This window comes from Pseudomonas sp. TNT3 (genome assembly GCF_010095445.2).
GTDB lineage: Bacteria > Pseudomonadota > Gammaproteobacteria > Pseudomonadales > Pseudomonadaceae > Aquipseudomonas.
This window is the reverse complement of the sequence record NZ_WFGV02000009.1, coordinates 30,303-45,800: the sequence shown is the minus strand read 5'-3', so window position 1 is coordinate 45,800 and position 15,498 is coordinate 30,303. Positions and strand designations below refer to the sequence as shown.

Sequence of the window (15,498 nt, the reverse complement as noted above, 5' to 3'; positions counted from 1 at the left end):
GGCAAGGCCGGGGACCGGCGCCGTCAGAGGGCGGCGTCGGTCCGGCAGGTCAGGATCAATAGATGCTGAACGGGAAGTACTTGTCGTTGATCTTCTTGTAGGTGCCGTCAGCCACGATTTCTTTTAGTGCGACGTTCAGCTTCTCGCGAATCGGATCGTTTTTACGCACTGCGATACCGATCTTGTCGCTTTCTTCCACCGGGTCGCCTTTGAACTCGTAACTGCGGCCGGCGTCGCTTTTCAGCCATTCGTAGTTGACGTATTTGTCAGCCAGGATGCCGTCCAGACGACCGGAGGTCAGGTCCAGGTAAGCGTTTTCCTGAGTGTCGTAGAGTTTGACTTCGACGCCTTCCATGTTGTCTTCCATCCAGGTGCCGGCGAGGGTCGCACGTTGTGCGCCGATCACTTTGCCTTGCAGGGAAGCCTTGTCGGTCTTGAACTCTTTGTCTTTAGGTGCGATGAACTGCAGCTTGTTGGAGTAGTACGGGTCGGTGAAGTCGACGGCTTGCTTGCGTTCGTCGGTGATCGACATCGAGGAGATCAGGAAGTCGAACTTCTTGGCGTTCAGGGCCGGGATGATGCCGTCCCAATCGGACGTGACCACCGTGCAATCGACTTTCATCTTGGCGCACAGGGCGTCGCCGATTTCCTTGTCGAAGCCGACAACGTTGCCGCTGGCATCTTTGTTGTTGAACGGCGGGTAGGCCGCTTCGATGCCCATCTTCAGGGTTTCGGCCATGGCACCGGCGCTGAACGCCAGGGTGACGGCGGCAGCCAGGAAGACTTTTTTGTAGTTCTGCATGCGGGTAGCTCCGTTAGCGGTTGCTGGACATGAATTGTTTGCAGCGCGCCGAAAGCGGGTTTTCGAACACCTGCTGTGGCGATCCTTGCTCTTCTACCAGGCCCTGGTGAAGGAACACCACTTCGCTGGACACCTGACGGGCGAAGCCCATTTCGTGGGTAACCAGCAACATGGTGCGGCCTTCCTCGGCCAATGCGCGGATGACATTAAGTACTTCCTGGACCATTTCCGGGTCAAGGGCGGAGGTGGGTTCGTCGAACAGAATCACCTTGGGTTGCATCGCCAGCGTGCGGGCAATTGCCGCGCGTTGCTGCTGGCCGCCGGACAGTTCTGCCGGATAGGCGTGGCGCTTTTCGGCAATGCCGACCTTGGCCAGCAAGGCTTCGGCGACTTCGATGGCCTCGGCTTTACTCTGGCCGAGCACGCGGCGCGGGGCTTCGATGATGTTGTCGAGCACGCTCATGTGCGGCCAGAGATTAAAGTTTTGAAACACAAAACCAATCTCGCTGCGCAGGCGGTTGATCTGCTTGCCGTCAGCGGCAACCAGTTCGCCGTTCTTGGCGGCTTTGAGCTTGAGTTCTTCGCCGGCCACCAGGATCTGTCCCTGATGCGGGTTTTCCAGCAGGTTGATGCAACGCAGGAACGTGGACTTGCCGGAACCGGAGGAACCGAGGATCGAGATCACATCGCCGTCGCGGGCGGTCAGCGAGATACCTTTGAGCACCTCCAGCGAACCGTAGCGTTTGTGCAAGTTGCGGATTTCAAGCGCGGGCGCGGCCTCAGCCATGTGCGTTCCTCATAGTGTGTTGCTCCTGCTGTTGGCGGCCTTCCTGGCGAGGCGGCCAAGCTAGCATAGCGTCTGAATGGCAGCCAACAGCGCTACGGGCGGTAAACGGATGTCGTGTGGCAGGTTGTCGCATCGGTACAGCAGACTGTCGCGCTGCTATCAACCGAACAGCCGTTTGAACCCGGCCTGTCGATAAAAAACGCGGCAGCTGTCCCAAAAAAGGGCGCGATGTTGCCAGCTTTGACGGGGTGTTGGAAGCATTGATCGGACAAACGTTCCGGATCCGCACTTTTATCGTGCGTCCAACATTTTTTTAGTGTGTTTCTGGTGCGCTGATTCGTTTCTAAAGTGAGTCGGTGGGTAACGTTCTGGCGAATTGCCATTAATCTCAATAACTTGCGATGACTGTCCGGTCTTCCCACAGGGCCCGTGATTGAGGACTTTGTTACATTTTGGCGCAATTATTGCGTGCAGAATACGGAACGCCCTGTTGGTTTCTTTTTACGAGAAAGAATGCCGCGGCGGGGTGGACGTAATCGCTTCTCCTTACAAAAGGTAGTTTCAATGAGCAGTACCCCAAGCTCCAATGGCCTCGAACAGGGGCTCAAACCGCGTCATGTGACCATGCTGTCGATCGCCGGGGTTATCGGCGCCGGGCTGTTCGTCGGTTCCGGCCACGCCATTGCTGCCGCCGGCCCTGCTGTGCTTCTGGCCTACGCCGCCGCCGGTACCCTGGTGGTGCTGGTGATGCGCATGCTCGGTGAGATGGCTGTTGCTTCGCCAGACACGGGCTCCTTCTCTACTTATGCCGATCGCGCGATCGGTCACTGGGCCGGTTTCACTATCGGCTGGCTGTATTGGTGGTTCTGGGTGTTGGTGATTCCGCTGGAAGCGAACGCTGCCGCGACGATCCTGCATGCCTGGTTCCCGAATGTGGCGATCTGGGCGTTTACGCTGGTCATCACCCTGCTGCTGACAGTGACTAACCTGTTCAGCGTGAAAAATTACGGTGAATTCGAATTCTGGTTTGCCCTGGTTAAAGTCTTGGCAATCATCGGTTTCATTGCCCTTGGTGTTGCGGCGATTTTTGGCTTTTTGCCGAATAGCCAGGTCAGCGGCGTTTCACACCTGTTCGACACTCAGGGCTTCCTGCCGAATGGCATGGGTGCGGTGTTGGGCGCGATTCTGACAACGATGTTCTCCTTCATGGGTACCGAGATCGTGACCATTGCGGCCGCGGAATCGAAGAACCCAGGTCAACAGATTTCCAAGGCCACCAATTCGGTGATCTGGCGGATCGGTTTGTTCTATCTCGTATCGATCTTCATCGTCGTGGCCCTGGTGCCTTGGAATGACCCGGTGCTGGCAGCGGTAGGTTCGTACCAGACAGTGCTTGAGCGCATGGGCATCCCGAATGCCAAGCTGATCGTCGACATCGTGGTCCTGGTTGCTGTGACCAGCTGCCTGAACTCGGCGTTGTACACCGCCTCGCGCATGATGTTCTCGTTGGGCAAGCGCGGTGATGCACCGGCCATTTCCCAGCGCACCAACAAAAGCGGCACTCCGTATTGGGCCGTTATCCTGTCCACTGCTGCAGCTTTCCTGGCGGTGTTCGCCAACTACGTGGCCCCGGCTGCCGTGTTCGAATTCCTGTTGGCCAGCTCCGGCGCCATCGCGCTGCTGGTGTACCTGGTGATCGCCTTTTCGCAACTGCGCATGCGCAAGCAGCGTATGGCTCGCGGCGAGAAAATTGCCTTCAGCATGTGGCTGTTCCCGGGCCTGACTTACGCGGTGATCATCTTCATCGTGGTGGCCCTGACCATCATGCTGTTCCAGGAAGCGCATCGCGTGGAGATTCTCGCCACCGGTTTCCTGAGCCTGTTGGTGGTAGCGGCCGGTTTGTTTGTGGCTCGCCGTCGCAAGCTGCAGAAGCTTGGTGCAGTGGTGTTGACCTGATTCGCGCCGCGTAACCTAAAACGGCCGCTGTCAGTGATGACGAGCGGCCGTTTTTGATTTTTGAAAAGGGTGAATTATTCGCCCTTTTCTTCCTCTGCATCCAGCGACTGGCGATAGCTGTCCAGTGCTGTGCCGAAGTCTGTGATGAACTGCGGGTCCGTCAGCCAGGCCTGGGCGGCATCGTGGTCCATGCCGTCAGCCCACATGCGATAGTCGATCAGCATGTCGGCGGCCAGGTGGGTGGCAGCCATGGCTTCGTTGTCGGCGTTTTCCATGTCGAGCAGGTCGGGATGGTCGGTGATGATGCCGGCGAGGTCGGTCAGCAGGGCCAGCAGCATATCGTTGCGGCTGACGGCTTCTGCGTCGCGCATTTTGCTGAACATGGCCAGGGTGTATTCCGGGATCGGCTCGCCCGGTTCGTCCAGGTCATTGTCCAGGTCGTCGTCCAGCGCGGCGGGTTTTCGTCCGTGGATATTGATTTGCTTGGCTTTGATCTTGGCGCGCTTGGCGCGTTTTTGTTGCTTGTTCAGGGAGGCCATGGGAACTCAGTTCGGTGTCTGTGGGTTTTGGGCCGCGATGGCTTCGGATGCCGCCACGTAGTCAATCTGGAAATCCGGGGATTCGATCCACGCCAAGGCACCGGCTTCGTCCACTTCGGTGGACCATTGGCGATACTCGATCAGCGCGGCGATGATGAAGTCTGTCGCGGTTTCTTCGCCTTCCTGCTCCAGCACCAGCGCGAGCAACGGGTGTTCCAGGAACACGGTGCACATGGCTTGCTGGCTGATCTTCTGGGCGTCGATCATTTCTTTGAACAGTTCGGTCAGGTCTACCGATTCGAAGTCGATTCTATCGTCATTCGGATCCAGTTCGACCGGCGCGACCGCCCGTTGGGTGCGGTTCTGCTTGGCCTTGGCTTTGGCGCGGGTGGCGCGTTTTTGCTGCTTGTTGGCGGAGGCCATGGGCGTCGTTCCGTATTTCGTTGAAGGGGCGCATTGGTCAGTGGCGGGGCACTAGCCGTCCCGGAGTGTCAGCGGCCAGTTCGCCGATTTGCAGCCAGGACAATGCAATGGGCCATAGTGTGGCTTGGTATGCGCTGCGAAAAAAGGCGAAATGTCCGACTTCTGTCTGGCCGATGTCTTCGGGGGCGATTCGCAGGTGGGTGTTTGTGCTTTGGGTGAAGTAGCCCAGCAGTCGTTCGATAGCCGGGATCGTGCCATAGGGATCGTCTGTGATGCTGATGGCCAGTGTTTTTGCGGTGACGCGGCCAAAGGCCCTGACGTGGCAGTCCTGGCCGCTGGGGCGCTTCTCGTAACGAGCGGTGGGCGTGCTCCAGTCGCGGACGACGCCGGCCGGCGTGTCTTCCAGCCAGCCAAGCCGTTTACCGGGGAAATATCCGCACAGCATCGTCACTAACGGCATGACCAGATGCCACTTGCCGAACATCCGCCAGCGATGTGTGGGCGCATAGTCACGCCAGTAGGCGAATTGCGCCCCGACCGTCACCAGGCGTCGAATGAGATGCCCGGACGCTCCCAGGCCCGCTGCACAGCCTCCAAAGCTGTGGGCAACGACGTCGATGGGCTGGCCGGGGAATTCACGCTGAGCGCGCTTGAGCATCGCCTCAAAGTCCAATGCGCCCCAGTCGGACCATGACGCCTTCAGTCCTTTCAGTGACTCGGGTCGTGATTCACCGATGCCGCGGTAATCGAAGGTCATGACGTCGAAGCCATGGGCGCAGAGGTAGTCGGCGAAGCGCGAGTAATGGCGGCAGCGGACGGAAGTGGCGGCATTGATGATGACGACAGGGCGCATCGCGTCAGGAATAGCATGCCGCCAGATGAATCCGCCGAGGATATAGCCGTCTGCGGCGGCCTCCTTGAACTGTTGGGCCGCAGTTGGAGGCCGCTCGATTTGGGTGGAGGCCGGGGGCATGTCCTGTTGCAGATTCATCGGTATCGGACCTTGGCGAGAAGCAACCAACGATAGTCTTCGCGCAGCGGATGGACAATCCGTCAGCTATTCGGTGGTTGAACATGAAGCAACCGCTCCTCAAGCAACGCGCGCTCGCGGTCCAGTTCGGCTCGAAGTTCTTCTTCGCTTGGCAGCACTAGCCTGTACTTAGTGGCGAACAGGTGGTCGTTGCCTTCCAATACCGAATAACGCACCACGGACTCGTCTTTTTGCGCACAAAGGATGATGCCGACAGTCGGGCCATCCTCCGGGCCGCGTCTGAGGTCATCGTACATGCGTACATACATGTCCATCTGCCCGACGTCCTGGTGGGTCAGTTCTCCGCGTTTCAAATCAAAGATGACAAAGCATTTAAGCAAGTAGTTGTAGAACACCAGATCGATATAGAAATCTTTGCTGTCGGTGCTGATGCGTTGTTGGCGAGCGATGAAGGCAAAGCCTTTTCCGAGCTCCAGCAGAAACGATTGCAGTTGATTGATCAGCGCTTGCTCGAGCTCGCTTTCCATCACCAGACCTGCATCAGGCAGGCCGAGGAACTCCAATACCACTGGATCCCTGATGAAGTCTCGAGGACTGGTGTTCAACTGCTGGATGTTCGAGGCGGCTTCCTGCATGACGGCAGCGCGATCCCGGCTCGCCAACAAGCGTTCGTAGTAGAGCGTATTGATCTGGCGTTCCAATGCTCGCGATGACCAGTTTTGTGCGGCGGACTCTTTCATGTACCACTGCCGGGCGTGTTCACTGTCGACCCTCAAGAGTCTGCGGTAGTGCGTCCAGCTCAATTCGAGACGCAGTGCGTCTCGAATTGGAAAGGCCTGGTAAAAAAGCCGCATTTTCCGCAAGTTTGTCTCATCAAAGCCCTTCCCGAACTCTGCCGTCAGCACCTTTGCCAGCGATGCCAGTAGGTGTTTGCCATAGGCGGCTCGTTGAGCGCCGCCTTGCTCGAACTCGACAATATGCCGCCCGATCTGCCAGCAGGTTTGTACCTGAACCGTGTCAACCGTTCGCAGGACCTTCTGGCGTGCCTCCCGAATCACTTCGCCGAGATTGCTCAGGAGGGAGGTTACATTTGGGTCTTGAATCATGTCCTGACGGGGCGCTTTCATGGATTCTTCCGAGGCTGATGAGCGGGCGTAAAAGAATCGCAGGGCAGGAGCAGAGACCGATGCCGGGCGCGGCTGGTAAATGTGAACGAAGGGACTGAGGGGGTTGCAGGATCGATCCGACGACTTGGCACAGTTTCGGAATTCGACTTGTAGTCCAATTCGCAGTGAGCCCAAGCACTAATCAATCTGAAACTTGAACGTTTAGCGACAAATCTAACAAGGGTAATGATTGAGCTCTACGGAGCTCGGGAGTTGCCATCATGAAACACGGATACTCATTGATTCTTGTGCTCGTCTGCCTATCGATGTTCCCGGTGGCGCTGCAGGCTGCCAGTCTGGAACCTGTCGACAGCTCAGGTGTGCAAGTTCAGCGGCAGGACCAGAATGGCGTTGCCTATTTGTCTGGCGGTATTGGCGAGGACGAGGCTAAGGCGATCCAGCAAGCCACTGGCTACAACCTGCACATGACATTTTCTATCGGCGTGGAGAACAAGTACGTCCCGGACGTTGATGTGGTTATTCATAACGCTCAGGGGCAAACCGTGTTGACCCTGACGCAGGCCGGTCCGCTGGTTTATGTCCAGCTGCCACCTGGCAAGTACACGGTGGCTGCGACGAGAAATGGTGAAGAGCGACGTGACACCACTGATGTTGGCAGCGGTGCTGCGCGCAACCTGGTTTTTCACTGGAATGACGGTGAGTAGGGAGCGGCAATCATAACGACGCCAGGGAATCGATGATTGCAATGCGCAGAGGGTTGGTTTCCATGCTCAACAGCTTAATGGCCAAGGCGCAACAGACCACGATCAGCATGGGTTTGATTAACCGCGGTCCGACATGGACAGCCGCTCGTGCACCCAACTGAGCACCGATGAACGCCGCCAACGCCATGGCTATAGCAATCGGCCAGACAATCACGCCTTTGGTGATGAAAACAGACAGAGACCCCAGATTGCACGAGGCGTTGGCGAGTTTGGTAAAGCTCATGGCTCGCATCATGCCCAAGCCGCAGAGCAAGACAAATCCGACGATGAAGAAAGAGCCGACCCCGGGGCCGAATATACCGTCGTAAAAACCCAGGATCGGCGCGACGGTAAACGAAAACAGCAGAATGCCTATCCTCTTGCGTCGATCCTGATTGGCCAGCTTGGGAGAGAACGCAAAATACATGGCCACCAGAATCAGCATGATCGGCACGCACACTTCCAGATAGTGCTTATCAATGTAACTGACCAGCAGCGCACCGCCGGCACCGCCCAAAAATCCGCAGATAATCAGATAACGGCCTTCGCGCCATTCGATCATTCCTTTGCGAGCAAAGGTTGCAGTTGCTGAAACAGTTGCCGAGGCGGCCTGAAATTTGTTCGTTGCGATCGCGCTGATCGGGTCCAGACCGGCCAGAACCAATGCGGGCAACGTAATCAGGCCGCCGCCACCTGCTATCGCGTCGAAAAAACCTGCGCAAAATGCGACGAGCGCCAATATGCCAATGACATCCCAAGACATTCGATTCCCTCTATGTAGTTATTGGCCCAGTGCTCACGCGACGGGTCGTTCAAGCGGATGAATAAATCAGCCCTGCAAGAGCAACGGGTCCTCTGACAGAACGATTGGGGAAGAAAATTTTGAAAGACCGAAGAGGCGTACCAGGACTCGTCGGTTGTCTCTGATGACATCGCGGCAGTGCAGGGTCCGGGTGTTATTGATGACCATGGCGGATTCCTGGGTCAGTGTGTATTCGCAGGGAGCTGCTTCGCTCACGCCTTTGCAGAGGGCGCTGTAAGCCGCTTTTACAAAAGGCGAGGCGGTGTCATTGACCGAAAAGCGGTAGGCGTTAAAGCGCGCTGCGAAGCCAGCCTTGTCGTCGAACTCCAAAATCGAAACGTTATGACCGTCCTCCCCTTTGCCACTGACAAAGGAGTCGCTACGAGTGAAATGGAAGTTGCCGGAGGTCAGTGCAAGGCAGTGGGTGAAGCCGATTTTTTCGAGTATGGAAGTCAGTGGAATGACTCGCGTAGGTTCCTCGGCGGGATTCCACAAGGCTGAGAGTATGAGTGAGGAGGGGGAGGGCGAATGTCCGTCTTTTGCATTCACGGCGCACCAGTAAGGCGCCTCGGTATGAGGGCCCAGGGCGAGGCCGGAATGCGAACTCAGTTCTTTGGTTTCCGGCTCGGCATTGATTTTTGTGAGTCCGCCGCCCTTGAAGTTGGCCACCAATCGAACCAGCTGTCCTTCATTGTCCATGTCGTAGGCGAAGGCGCTGTTATCGACCATTTTCAACAAGATCTGATTACGGGCAGCCATGCAAAGGACGTCGTGATTATTCTTCAGGCATGTCAGGTCCGGCAGTTCATTTGGAGGGCTGACAGAAGTGATTTTTTGCAGACCTTCAAAGATCAGAACGCACACCAGTCCATCGGAGTAGGCGTCCAGCAGTTCGCATTGATCCTTGGAAAACGAACGCTTTAATTCAGTGGCCGCCAGTGCCGCTTTGAATCGGGCTCCTTGAGCCTGCGGGCCGCCGAGGGCGGCCAGTTCCTCGGCGCAGCAGTGAAGCGCTGTTGATTGCTGCCTATCAAAATTGAACGTTCTGATTTCTTGTTCGGTAAAAAATCCAGCGGCTTCGACGTCTGGACTGATGGCGTCAGTCATTGTTTACATCCCTGTCGTGTATCTGCTCCCGGTTATGCGGAAGCTCCTTTCCCGATTCTGCCCAATCCGCAAATCAGTGTATGTCGTCCCTTTCCGGTAAAGCAGACGGAGCGCTCCTACAGATCCGTGACGGAGGCTATGTCTGGTTTAACGCCTCGATGGAGGCTGAAACAGCGTCTTGCCAAATCCCAGGCATAAAAAAACCCTGAATCTTGCGATTCAGGGTTTTCGGTATTTGGTGCCCAGAGACGGAATCGAACCGCCGACACGGGGATTTTCAATCCCCTGCTCTACCGACTGAGCTATCTGGGCAACGGGGCGCATTAAACTGGTTTTTCAGGGGGTCGTCAAGCAAGTTTTCAAAAAATATTTAATTATTACCGTCGCTTACGTACCGACCCCCGAGAAAACGGGATTATTCAGCCGGCGGAACGTAGCCGTCAGCCTTGGCGTATTCCTCGCCGGAGAAGTACTTGTCCATCTCGCCCTGAAGATATTTGCGGTCTTCGGCGTTCATCATGTTCAGGCGTTTTTCGTTGATCAGCAGGGTCTGGTGTTTCTGCCAGTCCGCCCAGGCCTTCGCCGAGACGTGGTCAAAAATGTCCTGGCCTTTAGCGCCCGGGAACGGAGCGCGCTCCAGGGCGGGCAATTCTTCTTTGTACTTGCGGCACATGATGGTGCGGGTCATGACGACTCTCCTGCGTTCAATACGGCGGCCGCGCGTTCGAGCAAGGTTTTGACCGGGGCGGCAAGGCCCAGGCGCGGCGGGGTGGCGAGGTTATACCAGAGCCAGTCGGCCTCGGCCACGTGATGGCCGGCCTCCTGGACCTGAACCAGCCAGGGTTCGATGGACAACTGAAAGTGGCTGAAGGTGTGAACAAGGCTTGGCAAGGCTTGCTGAGTGCCCAGTTCCAGCGAGTGCTGGGCCGCCAGATGCTGCAGGTCGTCGAGGTCGTCGAGTTCCGGCAGGCTCCAGAGTCCGCCCCACAAGCCCGTGGAAGGGCGACGGTAAAGCAGGATCGCGCCTTCGCCGTTGGCGAGCATCGGCATCAGCGTACGCTTCTGGGGCACGGCTTTACGCGGTTTGGGGATCGGGTAGCGGGTTTCCAGGCCAAGCATGTGCGCTTCACAGCTTTTTTCCAGCGGGCACAGAAGGCAGCTCGGTTTGCTGCGAGTGCATAACGTGGCACCCAGATCCATCATCGCCTGGGTGTAGGCGTTGACCCGATCATGCGGTGTGAAGCGCTCAGCGTTCGCCCACAGCTGTTTGGCGACCTTCGGCTCGCCTGGATAGCCCTCTTGTGCAGTAAAGCGCGCCAGGACCCGTTTGACGTTGCCATCAAGGATCGGCGCTCGCAGGCCCATGCTCAGGCTGGCAATGGCCCCGGCTGTGGATAATCCGATACCTGGCAGCTCCACCAGTTTCTCAACGTCGCGCGGAAACTCGCCGCCGTACTCCGCCACGACGATCTTTGCGGTTTTCTGCAAATTGCGCGCGCGGGTGTAGTAACCAAGGCCTGTCCACAAGTGCAGCACTTCGTCTTCCGGTGCAGAGGCCAAGGCTTCGACCGTTGGCAGCGACGCCATGAAGCGATCGAAGTAGTTCAGCACGGTGCTGACCTGGGTCTGCTGCAGCATGATCTCCGAGACCCACACCCGATACGGGGTGATGCCCTGTTGCCAAGGCAAATCGTGGCGGCCGTGGCGGTCGTACCAGTCCAGTACTGCCGATGAAAATTGCTCGGATCTCATCGCTTGAACAAACCCTTCAGTGCGTTTTTCAATTCAGGACTGACCTTGTCGCCAAGCTTCTCGTCGATTTTTTCGCTGAGTTTGTCGCCCGCCAGCTTGCTCGCGACCTGGCCCATGCGCTCATTGTCCAGGCGGCAGGCTTTGGCGCCGAGTTCCAGCGGGCCGCGGCAGCGCAGTGGCCACTCGATGCCGACAAACTTCTCGCCGACCTGGCAAGCCGGGTCAGGCATGTCGCTCTTGTCGCCTTCGACGATGATGCCGACGCGATAATCCATCCCCAGCACTCGCAGGTCGACGTCGCCGTCACCGTTGATGGTCATGCCCGGGATGCGCACTTTCAGGTCAGGGTTGCTGGCCACGCCGTTACGGAAGGTGAGGTTGCCCTTGAGTTCCTGGAATGGCGTGTCCTTGCCTCGTGGTTCGCCGCTGAGGGTTTTGCGGTTGAGGGTGGCAATGCCCTTGCACAGTTGCTGTTCGAGGTTGGCGTTGAGCAGCACGCCGTTGTTGATCACGAAACCGGCGTTGCCGTTGAGGCTGTCGATCAGCGCTTTCTGGCTATTGCCGCTGCCTGTCAGGTTGCTGTTGAGTGTGACCAGACCTTTGACCGGTGGATTCTTGCCCTGGCTTTCGAGGATTTTCTCAACCGGGACTTTGTTGAGCTGCGTCTGCATGTTCAGCGCCGGCACCTGTTGGCGCACGTCGAGGGTACCTTTGGCCTCGAAGCTGCCGTCGTACAGGTCGCCTCGCAGGTTTTCCAGGGTCAGCAGGCCGCCTTGGCCAGTGGCCTTGAGCGCGGCATTCTGGATGGGCAGTTTGTCGAGTGTCAGCTGGCCGAAGGTCAGGTCGGCGTCGACGTCGAGTTTGCTCAGGCGCTCGACCGGCAGCAGGCGATCGGAGCTCCATGCTGTTTTGGTCGGCGCATCTGGCAGCGGAGTGCTGCCCGCGCCCGCCATGGCATTGGCTTCGGTGCTGGCCACCTCGGCCTGACGCACTTGAGTCGCGCTGTTGGCTTCAGCCGATTTCGGCTTCAGGTATCGGTCGACGTTGAAGGTGTCAGCCTTCAGCACGGCACGCAGCGACTGCTTGGCGAAATCCTCGACCGCGATGCGACCGTTGAAGCTGCTGTCATCGATTTTCAGATTGATGTTGTCGAACGAAACGCTGCTCGGCGTACCGGCAAGGCGGGTGACCAGTTCGACTTTGCTCAGACTGCCTTCAGCCATGGCTGGAAGGGTTTGGCCAATGCTGTCGATGAATTTCGCCAGGTCAAACTGGGCGATCGACAGGGCGCCGTTGATTTGCGGAGTCTTGTCGAGGTCGTTGACCTTGAGTTCGCCCAGCGCACGCAGTTGGTTGGCAGAAATCTTGATGCCGGTCCATTCGGCGACGTTCGCAGCTTTATCCAGCAGAAGCTGGCCCTGGGCGGCGAAAGTCATCGTCTTGCCTTGTAGCGGATCACCCGCCACTTCGCCGGAGAGTTTCATGTCTTCGAATTTGTAGCGTTGCAGCGCGCGTTCGAAACGCAGCTCGCCGTTGAGCTCGGTGCGCACACGCAAGACCGGCTGGTTGGTGCCCAGGAACGCCGTCAGTTTGACCGGGATATTGGTCGAGTCGTGCACGGCGCCGGTGCTCAGCTGGATGCTTTCCGCGCTGAATTGCTTGCCGGTTTTTTCGTCGTTGTATTCAACGCGGGCGTTATTGACGGTCAGGCTGTCGATATCCAGGCGGATCGGCTGGGCCGGTTTCTCGACCTGGACCGGGGTGTCTGGCGCCGGTTCGCCCGGGGTGACGGGTGCAGTAGTCGAATTGGCCGCTACCGGCACCTTGCCGATATCTTCCCAGTTGCCGTGGCCGTCCTTGTCGCGGTTCAAGCGCAAATTCAAGCCTTCGACGCGCACGTCGCTCATCTGCACTTCGCGGCGCAGCAGCGGCAACACGCGAACGGACAGGCCGAGCATCTGCAGGTCAGCGAACGGTTCGGTGGGTTTGGCCAGGGTCGCAACACTGGCTTCGTGCAGTTCCAGGCCTAGCCAGGGGAACAGGCTCCAGCCGATATCGCCATTGAGCGTCAGCTCGATATGAGCCTTGTCGCGGGCAATCTGGCGAATCTCTTCTTTATAGTCGTTGGGATCAAAGAGGTGGGTCAGGGCAAAACCCAAGGCCACAATGATCAGCAACAGCCCGAGAAGTACCAGACCCAGGATTTTGCCGAACGCTTTCATGGGCGAGTCCTTGTAGTTAGTCGAATTCGAAATTTAGCCGGGGAGTATAGCGCTCCCAAACGGATGACCGGTCAGCGATCACCTCACCAGTCAGTCCAGCGGTAATTTGAGCTTGGCTGCCAGCGCCTGAGCCCGTTCATTGGCACGAAAACGAACGGCATGGCGGCGCCAATGATTTCGTTACGGTATTGGCCTGTGGCAGCCTTCACGGGGTCGAGATCAGACGGCTTGCCGAAAGGTGATATCAGTTTGATTTTTCTGCTACACACAAATGGTAACCTTTGCCCGTTCGCTCGTCCTTCTGCGACTTGATGTCGCATCAAATGGAGCTTCATTCAAAAAACGGTCATGCCTGCGTGCATTAAGGCTGAGAGTGAGGAGTGGCTGGCGAACCATACTAATAATTGGGGGATACACAATGACCACGAGCATCACGGCTGACGGCATTGCCGACCAGCCTGCGTTCCTGTCCAAGGAGCGCATCATCGCCAAGCCGGGTTTCAACCGCTGGCTGGTACCACCGGCCGCGCTGGCCATCCACCTTTGCATTGGCATGGCCTACGGCTTTTCGGTGTTCTGGCTGCCGCTTTCCAAAGCCCTGGGCGTGACCGCTCCGGTGGCTTGCGCGCCGGACATGAGCTTCATTTCGCAAGTCTTCTCGTCCCAATGCGACTGGCCGATCTCGATGCTCGGCTGGATCTACACCCTGTTCTTCATCTTTCTGGGTTGCTCTGCGGCGATCTGGGGCGGCTGGCTGGAACATGCCGGTCCACGCAAGGCTGGCGTTGTCTCGGCGCTGTGCTGGTGCGGTGGTCTGCTGATTTCGGCGTTGGGTATTTATACCCATCAGATCTGGCTGATGTGGGTGGGCTCCGGCGTCATTGGTGGTATCGGCCTCGGCCTGGGCTACATCTCACCAGTTTCGACCCTGATCAAATGGTTTCCGGACAAGCGCGGCATGGCGACCGGCATGGCGATCATGGGTTTCGGCGGCGGCGCGATGGTGGGGGCTCCGCTCGCGGCGGCTCTGATGGGTCATTTCGGTTCGCCAACCGGCGTTGGCGTATGGCAGAGCTTCCTGGTGATGGCTGCGATTTACTTCGTGTTCATGATCGGCGGCGCATTGTCTTATCGCGTTCCGCCAACCGGGTGGAAGCCTGAAGGCTGGACCGCGCCGGCGAAAAAAGCGTCGAACTCGATGATCACGCACCGTCACGTTCACGTGAACGTGGCGTGGAAAACCCCGCAATTTTGCCTGGTGTGGCTGGTGCTGTGCCTGAACGTATCGGCGGGTATCGGCATCCTGGGCATGGCGTCGCCGCTGTTGCAGGAGGTTTTTGGCGGCAAGCTGATCGGTGTTGACCTGCCATTTGGTCAACTGGACGCTGGTCAACTGGCCTCCATCGCCGCCATTGCTGCCGGCTTTACCGGTTTGCTGAGCCTGTTCAACATCGGCGGGCGCTTCTTCTGGGCCTCGTTCTCCGACTATCTGGGTCGCAAAAACACGTACTTCGTGTTCTTTGCACTGGGTTTTGCCCTGTACGCGCTTATCCCGAACCTTGGTCACCTGGGCAACGTTGCGCTGTTCGTGGCGGCGTTCTGCATCATTCTGTCGATGTACGGCGGTGGTTTCGCGACGGTGCCGGCTTACCTGGCGGATCTGTTTGGTACGCAAATGGTCGGCGCGATTCACGGTCGGCTGCTGACTGCATGGGCAGCGGCTGGCGTTCTGGGGCCGGTATTGGTGAATTACCTGCGTGAGTATCAGCTGAGCATCGGCGTAGAACGCGCCGCGGCATATGACATCACGCTGTATATCCTTGCGGGCCTGCTGGTGCTGGGTTTCCTCTGCAACCTGCTGGTACGGCCGGTGGCTGACAAATACTTCATGACTGACGCAGAGCTGGCCGCCGAACAGGCGCTGGGCCACGACAAAGGTGCTGACAGCAGCACCGTGCTGGAGTGGAAAGCGGCGCCGGGCAGCAAGCCTCTGGCGATCGCGGCGTGGCTGGCGGTGGGTATTCCGTTGGCGTGGGGTGTCTGGGTGACGCTGCAGAAGACGGCAGTGCTGTTTCATTAAGTAAACGCAGTACCCCTGTAGGAGTGAGCCTGCTCGCGATAGCGGTCTGACAGTCGACAGAAATGTTGAATGTGAGGGTCCCATCGCGAGCAGGCTCACTCCTGCAATTGTTCTGGAGTCTCCAAAATGAGTTGTATGGACATGTCTATCCCCGACAGCACGGGGTT

The 15,498-nt window shown here is 57.9% G+C and carries 14 protein-coding genes and 1 tRNA gene; 3 read left to right on the top strand and 12 right to left on the bottom strand.

Going from position 1 to position 15,498, the window contains the following annotated elements; all coding sequences use genetic code 11:
• Positions 1 to 55: 55 nt before the first annotated feature.
• Both GBC55_RS08230 and GBC55_RS08225 read right to left on the bottom strand, forming a co-directional pair.
• A complete protein-coding gene (locus tag GBC55_RS08230) occupies positions 56 to 802 on the bottom strand; it encodes an ABC transporter substrate-binding protein (protein ID WP_162436988.1) in 747 nt (248 codons plus the stop codon).
• A 13-nt stretch (positions 803 to 815) separates the two neighbouring features.
• Positions 816 to 1,589, bottom strand: a complete 774-nt coding sequence (locus GBC55_RS08225; RefSeq protein WP_162436987.1) for an ABC transporter ATP-binding protein — start codon at positions 1,587 to 1,589, stop codon at positions 816 to 818.
• A gap of 564 nt (positions 1,590 to 2,153) precedes the next feature.
• On the opposite strand from GBC55_RS08225, the gene gabP reads away from it, so the two are divergent.
• Entirely contained in the window at positions 2,154 to 3,545 is a 1,392-nt protein-coding gene (gabP, locus tag GBC55_RS08220; RefSeq protein ID WP_162436986.1) for a GABA permease, read from the top strand.
• 74 nt (positions 3,546 to 3,619) lie between these two features.
• On the opposite strand, the gene GBC55_RS08215 is transcribed toward gabP, so the two are convergent.
• The 4 genes from GBC55_RS08215 to GBC55_RS08200 form a co-directional block, all read right to left on the bottom strand.
• Positions 3,620 to 4,084 (bottom strand): hypothetical protein, encoded by a 465-nt coding sequence (locus GBC55_RS08215; RefSeq protein WP_162436985.1) that lies wholly within the window; start codon positions 4,082 to 4,084, stop codon positions 3,620 to 3,622.
• Between the two features lie 6 nt (positions 4,085 to 4,090).
• Entirely contained in the window at positions 4,091 to 4,507 is a 417-nt protein-coding gene (locus GBC55_RS08210; RefSeq protein ID WP_162436984.1) for a hypothetical protein, read from the bottom strand.
• 37 nt (positions 4,508 to 4,544) lie between these two features.
• Positions 4,545 to 5,498 carry an alpha/beta fold hydrolase gene (locus GBC55_RS08205; RefSeq protein ID WP_162436983.1) on the bottom strand — a complete coding sequence of 318 codons (954 nt, stop codon included), beginning with the start codon at positions 5,496 to 5,498 and terminating at the stop codon, positions 4,545 to 4,547.
• A gap of 62 nt (positions 5,499 to 5,560) precedes the next feature.
• Entirely contained in the window at positions 5,561 to 6,625 is a 1,065-nt protein-coding gene (locus GBC55_RS08200) for a PDDEXK nuclease domain-containing protein (RefSeq protein ID WP_162437064.1), read from the bottom strand.
• A 260-nt stretch (positions 6,626 to 6,885) separates the two neighbouring features.
• Here GBC55_RS08200 and GBC55_RS08195 point away from each other — a divergent pair, with 260 nt between their 5' ends.
• On the top strand, positions 6,886 to 7,329 hold the full coding sequence (locus GBC55_RS08195; RefSeq protein WP_162436982.1) for a carboxypeptidase regulatory-like domain-containing protein: 444 nt from the start codon (positions 6,886 to 6,888) through the stop codon (positions 7,327 to 7,329).
• A 10-nt stretch (positions 7,330 to 7,339) separates the two neighbouring features.
• Here GBC55_RS08195 and GBC55_RS08190 read toward each other — a convergent pair whose 3' ends face one another.
• The 6 genes from GBC55_RS08190 to GBC55_RS08165 all read right to left on the bottom strand — a co-directional run bounded on the left by GBC55_RS08190 (position 7,340) and on the right by GBC55_RS08165 (position 13,251).
• Positions 7,340 to 8,131: a TSUP family transporter gene (locus tag GBC55_RS08190; RefSeq protein WP_162436981.1), complete on the bottom strand. Its 792-nt coding sequence runs from the start codon at positions 8,129 to 8,131 to the stop codon at positions 7,340 to 7,342.
• 66 nt (positions 8,132 to 8,197) lie between these two features.
• Complete coding sequence (locus GBC55_RS08185; RefSeq protein ID WP_162436980.1) at positions 8,198 to 9,277, bottom strand: hypothetical protein; 1,080 nt, start codon at positions 9,275 to 9,277, stop codon at positions 8,198 to 8,200.
• 236 nt (positions 9,278 to 9,513) lie between these two features.
• Positions 9,514 to 9,589, bottom strand: a tRNA-Phe gene (locus GBC55_RS08180).
• A 103-nt stretch (positions 9,590 to 9,692) separates the two neighbouring features.
• A complete protein-coding gene (locus tag GBC55_RS08175) occupies positions 9,693 to 9,965 on the bottom strand; it encodes an oxidative damage protection protein (protein WP_010464608.1) in 273 nt (90 codons plus the stop codon).
• Complete coding sequence (mutY, locus tag GBC55_RS08170) at positions 9,962 to 11,029, bottom strand: A/G-specific adenine glycosylase (RefSeq protein WP_162436979.1); 1,068 nt, start codon at positions 11,027 to 11,029, stop codon at positions 9,962 to 9,964. Before mutY ends, GBC55_RS08175 begins: the two co-directional genes overlap by 4 nt.
• A complete protein-coding gene (locus GBC55_RS08165) occupies positions 11,026 to 13,251 on the bottom strand; it encodes an AsmA family protein (protein ID WP_162436978.1) in 2,226 nt (741 codons plus the stop codon). The genes mutY and GBC55_RS08165 overlap by 4 nt, the downstream gene beginning before the upstream one ends.
• A 418-nt stretch (positions 13,252 to 13,669) precedes the next feature.
• Here GBC55_RS08165 and GBC55_RS08160 point away from each other — a divergent pair, with 418 nt between their 5' ends.
• Entirely contained in the window at positions 13,670 to 15,331 is a 1,662-nt protein-coding gene (locus GBC55_RS08160; protein WP_162436977.1) for an OFA family MFS transporter, read from the top strand.
• Positions 15,332 to 15,498 lie beyond the last annotated feature (167 nt).

Excerpts from the sequence above, each read along its gene's own strand:
- GBC55_RS08230 (WP_162436988.1), bottom strand. The coding sequence starts at position 802 with ATGCAGAACTACAAAAAAGTCTTCCTGGCTGCCGCCGTCACCCTGGCG.
- GBC55_RS08225 (WP_162436987.1), bottom strand. The coding sequence starts at position 1,589 with ATGGCTGAGGCCGCGCCCGCGCTTGAAATCCGCAACTTGCACAAACGC.
- gabP (WP_162436986.1), top strand. The coding sequence starts at position 2,154 with ATGAGCAGTACCCCAAGCTCCAATGGCCTCGAACAGGGGCTCAAACCG.
- GBC55_RS08215 (WP_162436985.1), bottom strand. The coding sequence starts at position 4,084 with ATGGCCTCCCTGAACAAGCAACAAAAACGCGCCAAGCGCGCCAAGATC.
- GBC55_RS08210 (WP_162436984.1), bottom strand. The coding sequence starts at position 4,507 with ATGGCCTCCGCCAACAAGCAGCAAAAACGCGCCACCCGCGCCAAAGCC.
- GBC55_RS08205 (WP_162436983.1), bottom strand. The coding sequence starts at position 5,498 with ATGAATCTGCAACAGGACATGCCCCCGGCCTCCACCCAAATCGAGCGG.
- GBC55_RS08200 (WP_162437064.1), bottom strand. The coding sequence starts at position 6,625 with ATGAAAGCGCCCCGTCAGGACATGATTCAAGACCCAAATGTAACCTCC.
- GBC55_RS08195 (WP_162436982.1), top strand. The coding sequence starts at position 6,886 with ATGAAACACGGATACTCATTGATTCTTGTGCTCGTCTGCCTATCGATG.
- GBC55_RS08190 (WP_162436981.1), bottom strand. The coding sequence starts at position 8,131 with ATGTCTTGGGATGTCATTGGCATATTGGCGCTCGTCGCATTTTGCGCA.
- GBC55_RS08185 (WP_162436980.1), bottom strand. The coding sequence starts at position 9,277 with ATGACTGACGCCATCAGTCCAGACGTCGAAGCCGCTGGATTTTTTACC.
- GBC55_RS08175 (WP_010464608.1), bottom strand. The coding sequence starts at position 9,965 with ATGACCCGCACCATCATGTGCCGCAAGTACAAAGAAGAATTGCCCGCC.
- mutY (WP_162436979.1), bottom strand. The coding sequence starts at position 11,029 with ATGAGATCCGAGCAATTTTCATCGGCAGTACTGGACTGGTACGACCGC.
- GBC55_RS08165 (WP_162436978.1), bottom strand. The coding sequence starts at position 13,251 with ATGAAAGCGTTCGGCAAAATCCTGGGTCTGGTACTTCTCGGGCTGTTG.
- GBC55_RS08160 (WP_162436977.1), top strand. The coding sequence starts at position 13,670 with ATGACCACGAGCATCACGGCTGACGGCATTGCCGACCAGCCTGCGTTC.